Consider the following 12,927-nt stretch of genomic DNA (forward strand, 5'->3'; position numbering starts at 1 on the left):
CAATTAACTATAAATTATGAAAGATTACTCTTACCAAATTGGTGGCAGTCTCACAACTGATGCGCCTACCTATGTCGAACGACAAGCAGATATCGAACTTTATCAAGCCTTAAAACTCGGCGAGTTTTGCTACGTCCTCAACTCCCGACAAATGGGCAAATCTTCCCTTCTCGTTCGCACCTTCCATCGACTGCAAGCCGAAGGATTTCAATGCAGCACGATCGACATGACTCGCATCGGCAGCGAAAACATTACTCCCTTACAGTGGTACAAAGGAATCGTTGGGGATTTGTGGCGTGGCTTCCATCTTTTAGAGCAACTTAACTTAAAAAGCTGGTGGAAAGAACAAGAAGAAGTTTCTCTCCTGCAAAGATTAAGTCAATTTATTGAAGAGGTATTATTAGCGAGATTTCCTAACGAGCGAATTTTTATATTTGTCGATGAGATTGATAGTATTTTAGGCTTAGATTTTCCCGTCGATGACTTTTTCGCCTTGATTCGTTATTGTTACAACCAACGAGCCATTAATCCCGCCTACAACCGGATTACCTTCGCGATTTTCGGAGTAGCTGCACCCAGCGATTTAATCGTCGATAAAAATCGGACACCTTTTAATATCGGACAAGCAGTAGATTTGCAGGGTTTTTCCTGGGAAGAAGCCTCTCCTTTAACTCAAGGGTTAGAGAGTGTAGTTAGTAATGCCGAGGCAATTATCAAAGCAATATTAGCTTGGACTTCTGGGCAACCATTTTTGACCCAAAAGCTGTGTCAATTGATAGTAAGAGCGACGCGAGAATCTCATAGCGACGTGCTGATAATTCCACCGGGAACGGAAGGATTTTTTGTGGAATCGGTGGTGCGATCGCACATCATCCAAAATTGGGAATCTCAAGACGAACCAGAGCATTTAAAGACGATTCGCGATCGCATCCTCAGAAATGAGCAACGTGCTGGCAGACTACTAGGCATCTATCAAAAAATCTTACAAGGAGTGGAAGTACCAACCGATGACTCGCGAGAACAGGTAGAACTATTGCTGTCTGGTTTGGTAGTAAAATCTCAGGGGTTTTTACAGGTAAGAAACCAGATTTATCAACAAGTATTTAACACAAAATGGGTAGAAAAAAATCTCGCTTCCTTGCGTCCATACTCTCAAGCCTTTGATGCTTGGATAACTTCCAAGCAGACCGATAAATCCCGACTGTTGCGCGGACAGGCATTGAAAAATGCTCAAGCTTGGGCCCAGGGTAAAAGTTTGAGTGACTTAGATTATCAGTTTTTAGGCGCTTCTGAAGAATTAGACAGAAGAGAAATGCAGGTAGGATTGGAAGCAGAACGGGCGAAAGAAATTGAAGCCAGACTAACAGAAGAACAAAAAAGATTAGCTGTAGAGAAAAAAAGTTCTAGGCGGCAAAGGTTGTTGCTTTTTGTAGTAACAATAGCATTAATTATCGCCTCTGCCTTGGGGCTAGCGGTGTATTTTCAGTATCGGCAAACTGCTGTCAGCGAAATCAAAGCGATCGCCAAATCTTCCGAAGCACTATTCGCCTCAAATCAAAAATTAGACGCATTCATAGAGGCAATCAGAGGAAAGCGACAACTGCAAAAGTTAGGTGGTGTAGACCCAGAGCTCGAACGCTCAGTTAAAGAAGCTCTCCATCAAGCTGTTTATGGAGCAGTTGACTATAATCATTTATCGGGGCATGACAATGTGGTTAATGATGTCACATTCAGCCCTGATGGGGAACTCATCGCCTCAGCTTCTGCCGACAAAACGATCGATCTTTGGAAAAAAGACGGTACAAAACTAGGAATGCTTCAAGGGCATAACAATGCAGTTTTGGGAGTCGTATTTAACCCCAGAGGGGATCTAATTGCTTCTGGTTCTGGGGATAAAACAGTCAAAATTTGGCGTAAAAACAGTACAAAATCAACCAAGGTTAAGCTGAATTATACCTTATGGCAAACCTTAAAAGGACATACCAATAATATTTCACAAGTCGCGATCGCTCCTGACGGTCAAACTATTGCTTCGGCTTCTAAAGATAAAACAATTAAACTCTGGAGTACAGACGGCAAACTGCTGAGAACTCTCACCGGGCATACAGATGAAGTTAACAGCGTTGCCTTTAGCCCGGACAGTCAAACTATTGCATCTGCTTCTAAAGATCAAACCATCAAACTCTGGAATGCAGACGGTAAACTGATCAGAACCCTCACCGGACATACGGATAGAGTTATGAATGTTGCCTATGCGCCCGCAGGCTACGCCAACAGCCCTTCAGAATATCTCATTGCCTCGGCGAGTGCGGATAAAACAGTCAAACTTTGGAAGCTTGACGGAACTTTAGTCAAAACCCTAACTGGACACAGCGATGCCGTCACCAAAATCGCTTTTAACCCTCAAGGTGGTTTGCTTGCCTCGGCAAGTCTAGACAGAACAGTCAAACTGTGGCAGCTTGACGGCACTCTGGTAAAAACCCTGCTAGTCGCGAAGGATGTCGTCTCTGGATTGGCTTGGAGCCCTGACGGGCAAATCTTCGCCTCATCCAGTTGGGATGGCCCGATCGCACTCTGGAAGCTTGATGATAGTTTGCTCAAGCCTCTTAACGGACATCAAGCATCAATTTACACCATAAAATTTAGTCCTGATGGTAAGACAATTGCCACCGCCAGTCGTGACAATACCGTTAAACTTTGGCGGCTTGATGGTAGCTTAATTCGCACTTTCCCCACACAAGCAGATAAAGTTTTCGGAGTAGATTTCAGCCCAAACGGAGACACGATTGCTACAGGCGGTTATGACAGCACTGTTCGATTGTGGCGACTAAATGGAACCTTAATTAAGACTTTTACTGGACATCAAGGTAGAGTTTTCGCGGTTGATTTCCATCCAGATGGACAGTCACTCGCCTCGGCCGGTGAGGACAAAACGGTCAAAGTCTGGAGGATTGACGGCACCCAATTGGCAACTCTCAAAGGGCATAGCGATCACATTAACGGAGTTGCCTTTAGTCCCGATGGAAAGCTCATTGCCTCTGGTAGTGTGGACGGTACTGTCAAACTTTGGCAGTGGGATAATGCGATCGCCTCTGGAAAGCCCAGCTACAAACTTCTACACACTTTAACCAGCCATCGCCGTCAGGTAGCGGGAGTGGCATTTAGCCCTGATGGCAAGACTCTCGCTTCAGCAGGTATGGATAGCATGGTGAGACTTTGGCGGTTGGATGGTACAGAAATTAGAGCCTTAAAGGGACACAAAAATGGGGTATTCGGAGTGGCATTTAGTCCCGATGGCAAGACTCTCGCCTCAGCAAGTTTTGACGGCACTGTCAAACTTTGGAGGTACGATGGTCAAGAGCTTGAAACTTTAAAGGGACATAGCGATGGGGTGTTCGGAGTGGCATTTAGCCCTGATGGGAAGTTAGTCGCCTCAGCCAGTCAGGATACCACAGCAATTGTGTGGAATTTAGAGCGAATTTTCCAGCTCGATTTTCTCCAGTATGGATGCGACTGGGTGCGGGATTATCTGCGAACGAATGCCGATGTGAAGGAGGAGGATAGACATCTGTGCGATGCCGTGGGCGATCGCTAAATTATCCGAAACAATTAACTATTAATTATGCAAGATTTCTCTTACCAAATTGGGGGCAGTCTGACAACTGATGCACCTACCTATGTCGAACGACAAGCAGATATCGAACTTTATCAAGCCTTAAAACTCGGCGAGTTTTGCTACATTCTCAATTCCCGACAAATGGGCAAATCTTCCCTTCTCGTTCGTACCTTCCATCGACTGCAAGCCGAAGGATTTCAATGCAGCACGATCGACATGACCCGCATCGGTAGCGAAAATATCACTCCCTTACAGTGGTATAAAGGAATTGTTGGGGATTTGTGGCGCAGTTTCCATCTTGTAGGAAAAGTCAACTTAAAAAGCTGGTGGAAAGAACAAGAAGAAGTTTCTCTCCTGCAAAGATTGAGTCAATTTATTGAAGAGATTTTATTAGTAAAATTTCCGAATGAGCGAATTTTTATATTTGTCGATGAGATTGATAGTATTTTAGGCTTAGATTTTCCAGTAGATGACTTTTTCGCCTTGATTCGTTATTGTTACAACCAACGAGCCATTAATCCAGAATACAACCGGATTACCTTCGCGATTTTCGGAGTAGCTACACCCAGCGATTTAATAGTAGATAAAAATCGGACACCTTTTAATATCGGACACTCGATCGATTTGTCAGGATTTAGCGTAGAAGAAGCGCAACCATTAGCGCAAGGGTTAGAAAAGGTCATAGCCAATCCGCAGGCAGTTCTCAAAGAAATCTTATATTGGACGGGAGGACAGCCATTCTTAACGCAAAAAATATGTGAATTAGTAGTAAAAATGGCGGGGGAAGCCCACACGGGGGATTTAAAAATTCCACGGGGAACCGAGGGTTTTTTTGTGGAATCATTGGTGAGAGAAAACATCATCAATAAATGGGAATCGCAAGATGAGCCTGAGCATTTAAAGACAATTCGCGATCGCATCATTCGCAACGAACAACTCACTGCACGTAGCTTAGGCATCTATCAAAACCTTTTACAATGTGGTGAAGTTGAAGCGGATGATAGTCGAGAGCAGATCGAACTGCTGCTATCAGGTTTGGTAGTAAAAATACAATGTTTTTTAAAGGTAAGCAACCCGATTTATCAAGCAGTTTTTCACCTACAATGGGTAGAAAAACAGTTAGAGCAACTGCGTCCTTATTCCCAAGCTTTCAACGCTTGGATCGCTTCAAAACAAACCGATGAATCGCGATTGTTGCGCGGACAATCCCTAAAAGACGCATCCTACTGGGCCCAGGGAAAAAGTTTGAGCGATTTGGATTATCACTTTTTAGCCGCTTCTGTTGAATTAGACAGGCTGGAAGTGCAGCAAGCGCTGGAAGCAGCGAGGCTCAGAGAAGTTGAAGCCAGACTCACAGAAGAACGCAAGCGGTTAGTTTTAGAGCGAGAGACAGCGAAACGGCAGCGAAGATTTCTTGGGGCGCTGAGTGCAGCACTGATAGTTGCGATCGCCTTTGGCATTCTTGCCCTCTGGCAATATCGTTACGCCATCACCAGCGAGCAGCAAGCCCGCATCAGCGAAGTTCAAGCCCTCACCTCCTCATCGGCAGGGCAATTCGCATCCCAACAGCGATTAGATGCCCTCGTGAGCGCCATCAAAGCCAGACGCAGGATCGACAGCCTAGCTAATTCCAGCCCCCAGTTGCCATCTCAAGTTCGACAAGTGCTGCAACAAGCCATCTATGGAACGGCAGAATTCAATCGCCTGTTGGGGCATTCCAGCCCTGTTCTGGCAGTTGATGTCAGCCCAGACGGTCAACTCATAGCCACCGGCGGCGGCGACCAAACAGCCAAAATCTGGCAACGGGATGGCACTTTGCTGCATACTCTCCAACACACAATCAGCAGCGTCTACGCCCTTCGTTTTAGTCCCGACAGCCAACGCCTGGTAACATCCAGCGTGGACGGCAACATTTATCTGTGGAGTCGGGAAGGCCAACTGCTCAAAACCTTTGAGGGACACAGCGCTGCGATATGGGCGATCGCCGTGAGTCCAGACGGTGAGCGCATTGCCTCCGCCAGTGAAGACAGCACCATTCGCCTGTGGAGTCGGGAAGGCAAACCGCTCAAAACCCTGAGCGGACATCAAGGTGCAGTTTGGGGTGTTGCCTTTAGCCCGGATGGAAACCTCCTCGCCTCTAGCAGCACAGATAATACGGTTAAAGTCTGGACTCTAGAGGGCGAATTGGTGAACACTCTGGAAGGTCACAGCGCAAGCGTTTGGGACGTTGAGTTCGCTTTAGTTGCAGACAATAGCGGTGCAAAACGTCCCGCCATTATCTCTGCCAGCGCTGACAACACTGTCAAACTCTGGCAACCAGACGGAACCCTGCTACGAACTCTTAGCGGTCACAGTTCGGAAGTGTTTGAAGTCGCTGTCAGTACAGCAGGCGATGTGATTGCTTCCACCAGCGCCGATCAAACTATCAACCTCTGGAAGCCGGACGGGACGCTGTTGAAAGTCCTCAAAGGCCATCAATCTGGAATTCGCGGGCTTGCTTTTATTCCCAACAGTCAAATAGTTGTCTCTGCTAGCGACGACAATACCGCTCGACTCTGGAACCCGACAAACCCCTTCTCGAAAGTCCTTTACGGACATGGCGGCACGATTTGGGATGTGGATTTCAGCCCGGACGGTCAAATGCTAGCCTCCGCCGGTTCGGATGGCAGCTTCAAACTGTGGGCGCGAGACGGCACGTTGCTGAAGTCTTTTGCCGGAAACGAGACTGCCGTTCGCTCCGTTGCTTTCCTCTCAGGTACCAATCCTGCGATCGCACCTTTCCTTGCTACCGCTAATGAAGATAAAACAATTAAATTCTGGCAGTTCGACGGGACGTTACTGAAAACCATAACAGGTCATGAAGCTGGAGTTTGGGATATCTCCGTCAGTCCAGATGGTCGGCTACTGGCTTCTGCTAGCAACGATAAAACCGTGAAACTGTGGAACAAGGACGGCAGGCCGGGGGCACCGCCCCTACGAACTTTTACAGGGCATCGGGCCAGGGTTTACGATGTGGATTTTACCCCTGACGGACAGAGGCTGCTTTCAGCTAGTAGCGACAGCACTGCTCGGTTGTGGAGTCTTGACGGTAGGTTTTCCAAGACCCTAAAGGGTCATCGCAGCCCTGTTTGGGAAGTTGCCATCAGTCCAGACGGTCGCACTTTGGCAACTGCTAGCAGGGATGACACGATTAAACTCTGGACGAGTGATGGCGCCTTGCTCAAAACCCTTAAGGGAAATACTAGAGGCATGATGGCGGTTGATTTCAGTCCAGACGGTCAAATGCTGGTGGGGGGAGGCTCAACTGGCGCACTCAAACTCTGGAAAACCGACGGGACAGAAATCACGACGCTAACGGGACATGAAGGGAACGTTTGGGGAGTTGCGTTTAGCCCCGATGGTAAACAGATTGCCTCCGCCGGGGACGATCGCACGGTGATTTTATGGGATCTAGAGCGTATTCTCAAACTCGATGAACTCGGTTATGCGTGCGATCGTGTGGGGGATTATCTGCGAACAAATGCTGATGTGAAGGAGGAGGATAGACATTTGTGCGATCGAATTACCAACAATACTCAAAAACAGTGATTTTTTTACTAAAAAATTAAATATTCGCCCGCTCCAAACTTACTATTACCTATGACGGAAATCACCTATCAAATTGGCGGCAGTCTCAATACAGATGCACTCACTTATGTCAAGCGAAAAGCTGATGACCAAATCTACCAAGCATTAAAAAACGGCGAGTTTTGTTACGTCCTCAACTCGCGACAAATGGGCAAATCTTCCCTTCTCGTTCGCACCTTCCATCGATTGCAAGCCGAAGGATTTCAATGCAGCACGATCGACATGACTCGCATCGGCAGTGAAAATATCACTCCTTTACAGTGGTATAAAGGTATGATTGCAGAACTGTGGCGCGGGTTCAATCTTTTAGGAAAAGTTAATTTGAAAAGTTGGTGGAAAGAAGAAGAAGAAGAAGTTTCTCTCCTCCAAAGATTGAGCCATTTCATCGAAGACATCTTGTTGGCCCAATTTCCAGAATACAGAATTATTATATTTGTTGATGAAATTGATAGCATTTTAAGTTTAGATTTTCCCGTCGATGATTTTTTTGCCTTGATTCGGTATTGTTACAACCAAAGAGCCATCAATCCAGAATACAATCGAATTACCTTCGCCATTTTCGGAGTTGCGACGCCCAGCGATTTAATAGTAGATAAAAATCGGACTCCTTTTAATATCGGACGACCGATAGATTTGCAGGGTTTTTCTTGTGAGGAATCACAACCATTAGCTTTAGGATTACAAAATATAATCCCCCATCCACCAGCAGTTATAAAAGAAATATTAGCTTGGACTGGAGGGCAGCCATTTATGACCCAAAAAATATGTGAATTGGTGGTAAAAACTGCTAAAGAATCCTACGGCGGTGATTTAACAATACTACCGATAAATGAAGATTTTTTTGTCGAATCTGTGGTCAAAGCGCAAGTTATCGATAACTGGGAATCGCAAGACGAACCAGAGCATTTGAAAACGATACGCGATCGCCTTCTTCGCAACGAACAACGCGCAGCTAGATTGCTAGGCATTTATCAGCAAATCTTACAAGGTGTAAAAGTGGAAACCGATGACAGCCGAGAGCAAATCGAACTATTGCTATCGGGATTAGTCGTCAAACAGCAGGGTTATTTGCAGGTAAAAAACCGAATTTATGGAGAAGTATTTAACCTCGAATGGGTAGAGAAACAATTAGGGAAACTGCGCCCTTACTCCCAAGCCTTCGATGCTTGGATTGCTTCTAAACAACAGGATGAATCGCGGCTGTTGCGCGGTCAAGCGCTGAAAGACGCTCAATTTTGGGCGCAAGGAAAAAGTTTGAGCGATTTGGACTATCAATTTTTAGCTGCTTCTGGTGAATTAGACAAGTTGGAAATGCAGCAAGCACTGGAAGCAGAACGAGTAAAAGAAGTCGAAGCACGACTGGTAGAAGAACGCAAGCGCGTAGCTTATGAAAGAAAGACAGCACAGCGACAGCGCAAGTTTATTGCAGCGTTGAGTGGGTTGCTGATAGTTGCGATCGCATCCGCCATGTTCGCCCTCTGGCAATATTACCGCGCCGCCAAAAGCGAAATACAAGCCCTCAGCATCTCCTCCACAGGGCAATTCGCCTCCCAACAGCGATTAGACGCCCTCGTCACTGCCATCAAAGCCAGACGCAGGCTCGATGGCCTCCCTAATTCCAACCCCCAGTTGCGATCGCAAGTTCGACAAGTGCTGCAACAGGCCATCTACGGAACGGCAGAATTCAATCGCCTGACGGGGCATTCCAGCGTGGTTCTGGGCCTTGATATCAGCCCAGACGCCCAACTCATCGCCACCGGCGGCGGCGACCGAACAGTCAAGCTGTGGCAGCGGGACGGTGCGCTGCTCCACAACCTGCAACACCAGGCTGCTGTCTTCGGGCTCAAATTCAGTCCCGACAGCCAGCGCCTGGTCACATCCAGTCTCAACGGCAGCATTTATCTGTGGGATCGAGACGGCAAGCTCCTCAAAACCTTTCAGGGACACAGCGCTGCGATATGGGACATTGCCGTCAGTCCGGGCGGCGATCGCATTGCCACTGGCAGCGAAGACAGCACGATTCGCCTGTGGGACTTTAATGGCAAACTGATCGAGACACTAAGCGGACATCAAGGTGGGGTTTGGGGTCTTGCCTTCAGTTCGGATGGAAACCTGCTCGCCTCTAGTAGCACCGACAGTACGGTCAAGGTCTGGACCAAGGACGGCAAAGGAGTGAGAACTCTGGAAGGGCACCCGGCTGCCGTTTGGGACGTTAAGTTCGCCTTCCTCGCAGACAGTGACGGCACAAAACGTCTCGCTATTCTCTCTGCCAGCGCTGACAACACGGTTAAAATCTGGCAGCCCGACGGAACGCTGCTACGAACTCTCAGGGGTCACAGTTCGGAAGTGTTGGAAATTGCCGTCAGCGATACGGGCGATGTCATTGCTTCCGCCAGCGCCGACGGAACCATCAACCTCTGGAAGCCGGACGGGACGCTTTTGAAAGTCCTCAAAGGGCATCAATCTGGAATCCGCGGCGTTACCTTTATTCCCAACACTCAAATCGCTGTCTCCGCCAGCGACGACAATACCGTCCGGCTATGGAACCCGACAAACCCTTTCTCGAAAGTCCTGTACGGACATAGCGGCATCATTTGGGATGTGGACTTCAGCCGGGACGGTCAGATGTTAGCTTCAGCTAGTTCGGATGGCAGCTTCAAAGTGTGGGCAAAAGACGGTACGTTGCTGAAGTCTTTGGCGGGATACAAGGCTCCCGTTTACTCGGTTGCTTTCGTCTCTCCTGCTAGCTTTGCCAAAGAAGATATCTCGCCTGTACTAGCTTTTGCTGGTACAGATAAAACGATTAAACTCTGGCAGTTCGACGGGACGCTGCTGAAAACCATAACAGGACATGGGGCGAGCGTTTGGGATGTCTCCGTCAGTCCAGACGGTCAGTTCTTCGCTTCTGCCAGCGACGACAAAACCGTCAAACTGTGGAAGCCAGACGGCAGGGCGGGCACGGGGGCACCGCCCCTACGAACGTTCACAGGACATCAGGCTAGGGTTTACGATGTGGACTTTACCCCCGACGGAAACAGGCTGGTTTCTGTCAGTGCAGATGGCACAGTTCGGTTGTGGAGTATGGACGGTCGCTTGAACAAGACTTTGAAAGGTCATCGCAGTGGAATTTGGGAAGTGGCTGTCAGTCCAGACGGTCGGACTTTGGCAAGTGCGAGCATGGATGACACGATTAAACTTTGGACGATCGATGGCACGTTGCTGAAAACTATCAAGGGAAATACTAGAGGCATGATGGCGGTTGATTTAAGTCCAGACGGTCTAATGCTGGTGGCGGGAGGCGCATCTGGCGCTGTCAAACTCTGGAAAATTGACGGCACGGAAATAACGACGCTAACCCGACATGAGGGGAATGTTTGGGCGGTGGCGTTTAGTCCCGATGGCAAACAAATTGCTTCTGTTGGGGACGATCGCACGGTGATTTTATGGGATCTAGAGCCCATTCTCAAACTCGATGAACTGGGTTATGCGTGCGATCGCGTGGGGGATTATCTGCGAACTAATGCCGATGTGAAGGAGGAGGACAGACATTTGTGCGATCGTATTAAAACCGAATAATATCAAGTCCGCTTGATTAAGCTATTCTGCATTTAAATGGTATGTCAAAAAATTTGAAAGTTTTGTGGGGAGTAGGGGTTGGGCGTCCCGCCCGCCCTAAATATACAATTTAAATGCGCGACAGCTTAGGAATCAATAGATTAATATGTGTGGCTAGATCATCATAAGATTAGAGAATTTTTATCATGCTTGGCTACTTTTTATTGAAAGATTGTATAATACTAAATCCGGCTTAACTACTCCCTTTATCTCTCAGTCTGCAGAGGCGGACTTCGTTTTTGTAGGGGCAATCCCCCCGTGGTTGCCCTGGTTTCAACCGCCGAAGGATACGCAGAACGATCGAGGGTATAGACAAACCGGATTTAGTATAATAACTACAGAGTAATGAAATCGCTAGCGGTGAGAATACCGGGGGTAATATTGTTAAGCTTCGCCAACAATTGATTGGTGTCCGTCACAGTAATCAAAGTTTGATTGTTGCTGGAAGTAATACTGAGTTGATTAAAACTAAAATCAGAATTCAACCCAATTAAATCCTCTCCCCTGCGGAAATCATTAATGATGTCGCTACCCGAACTTTGATTGAGGAAAAACACATCATTTCCCGAACCTCCCGTCAATGTATCGTCCCCAACATCCCCGGAAAGGAAATCGGCACCGCTGCCACCGCTGAGAATATCATTACCTTTGCCGCCGTACAGGGTATCGTTACCGATGTCGCCACAGATCACATCGTTTTCATTGCCACCCAGCAGCAAGTCGTTGCCCTCACCGCCATCGAGACTGTCGTTTTCTTTGCCGCCGTACAGGGTATCGTTACCTATGTCGCCAAAAATCAGGTCTGTACCTTCATTGCCAAAGGCAATATCGTTGCCGTTTCCAGCATTAATTGTGTCATTTCCTAAGTTGCCTAAAATGTAGTCGTCACCATCTTCACCCAGCAAGATATCGTCCTCTTTACCGCCGAAAATGCTGTCGTTGCCAACGCCGCCGGCAACTGTATCATTTCCTAAATCTCCCCTCAACAAGTCCTCGTCATCTCCACCAACAACAGTGTCATTATCTTTGCCAGCGTAGATGGTATCGTTGCCAGCGCCGCCAGAGATGAAATCGCTGCCTTCATTGCCGAAGATTGAGTCGTTATCTGCTGCGCCGTCAATGTTGTCATTGCCGCCCATGCCGTAGAGAGTATCGTTGCCGGTAAGTCCGTTAATTGACTCGTTGATGACACCGCCCATGATGAAATCGGTATCCTCGCCGCCGTTGATAGTTTGTTCGACGGGGTTGGGGGTGATGGTGGCCGGATCTAGTTGCGGAGGGTTGAGGCTATCGAGTAGGCAATCATCTAATACCGGAGTTGGCGTGGGAGTTGGTGTCGGTTCCGGTGTGGGCGTGGGAGTTGGTTCCGGTGTGGGAGTCGGTGTCGGTTCCGGTGTGGGCGTGGGAGTCGGTTCCGGTGTGGGAGTGGGAGTGGGAGTGGGAGTGGGAGTGGGAGTGGGAGTGGGAGTGGGAGTGGGAGTGGGAGTGGGCGTCGGAGTTGGAGTCGGCGTGACAGTAGCGTTAAATTCATAAGCGCCAATATCAACGATCGCACTTCCGTTATTATCACCATCTTGAGGGCGACTCACACCGCGCTGATCTGCCGCCGGCGCGCCCACACCAGTACCAGTATCAATTGCCGGACTTCCTACTAGCAGCGGCAGCACAAAAGCGCCGTTAATATTTTGCAAAGAGCCAAGTAAGGGGTCTGCGATCGTCACATTTGCCGTAACATTACTATCATTAGGATCTCCCACCGTCAGTTTAGCGGGAAATTGCAGATTGTTTCCCCCATCGATTAATTCCCGTCCAGTGTGCTGCCTAGTTTTAAAAGAGTTACTTGCCGTATTCCTATCAAAAATCGAATTCTTGACAGTAATTGGCGATTTTACAGGGTCGTTAAAAGTAGCAATACCTCCCGAAAATTCAGCGGTATTATTAGCAAAAGTCGAATTGACGATGTTAGTCGAAAAGGAATCTCTGTTAGCGACAAGCATTCCTCCGCCCTGCTTAGCAGCGCTGTTGCCGGAAAATGTACTGTTGACAATGCTGATATTTCCATTCTCTCC

Annotated in this window: 4 protein-coding genes; 3 read left to right on the top strand and 1 reads right to left on the bottom strand. The window is 47.9% G+C overall.

The genetic code is table 11. The features are described 5' to 3' along the window. The first annotated feature begins 16 nt into the window (after positions 1-16). The 3 genes from QUA83_RS05735 to QUA83_RS05745 are packed head-to-tail and all read left to right on the top strand — an operon-like array spanning position 17 to position 10,819. On the top strand, positions 17-3,595 hold the full coding sequence (locus QUA83_RS05735) for a WD40 domain-containing protein (RefSeq protein WP_333292053.1): 3,579 nt from the start codon (positions 17-19) through the stop codon (positions 3,593-3,595). A gap of 27 nt (positions 3,596-3,622) precedes the next feature. Continuing rightward, positions 3,623-7,204 carry an AAA-like domain-containing protein gene (locus tag QUA83_RS05740; protein WP_333292054.1) on the top strand — a complete coding sequence of 1,194 codons (3,582 nt, stop codon included), beginning with the start codon at positions 3,623-3,625 and terminating at the stop codon, positions 7,202-7,204. 51 nt (positions 7,205-7,255) lie between these two features. Next, entirely contained in the window at positions 7,256-10,819 is a 3,564-nt protein-coding gene (locus tag QUA83_RS05745; protein ID WP_333292055.1) for an AAA-like domain-containing protein, read from the top strand. Positions 10,820-11,193: 374 nt separating this feature from the next. On the opposite strand, the gene QUA83_RS05750 is transcribed toward QUA83_RS05745, so the two are convergent. After that, positions 11,194-12,927 (bottom strand): calcium-binding protein (locus QUA83_RS05750; RefSeq protein WP_333292056.1); only part of this gene is annotated, 1,734 nt, incomplete at its 5' end.

The sequence above is a fragment of the Microcoleus sp. K1-B1 genome, from assembly GCF_036704705.1.
Taxonomy (GTDB): Bacteria; Cyanobacteriota; Cyanobacteriia; order Cyanobacteriales; family Microcoleaceae; genus Microcoleus.

Excerpts from the sequence above, each read along its gene's own strand:
- QUA83_RS05735 (WP_333292053.1), top strand. The coding sequence starts at position 17 with ATGAAAGATTACTCTTACCAAATTGGTGGCAGTCTCACAACTGATGCG.
- QUA83_RS05740 (WP_333292054.1), top strand. The coding sequence starts at position 3,623 with ATGCAAGATTTCTCTTACCAAATTGGGGGCAGTCTGACAACTGATGCA.
- QUA83_RS05745 (WP_333292055.1), top strand. The coding sequence starts at position 7,256 with ATGACGGAAATCACCTATCAAATTGGCGGCAGTCTCAATACAGATGCA.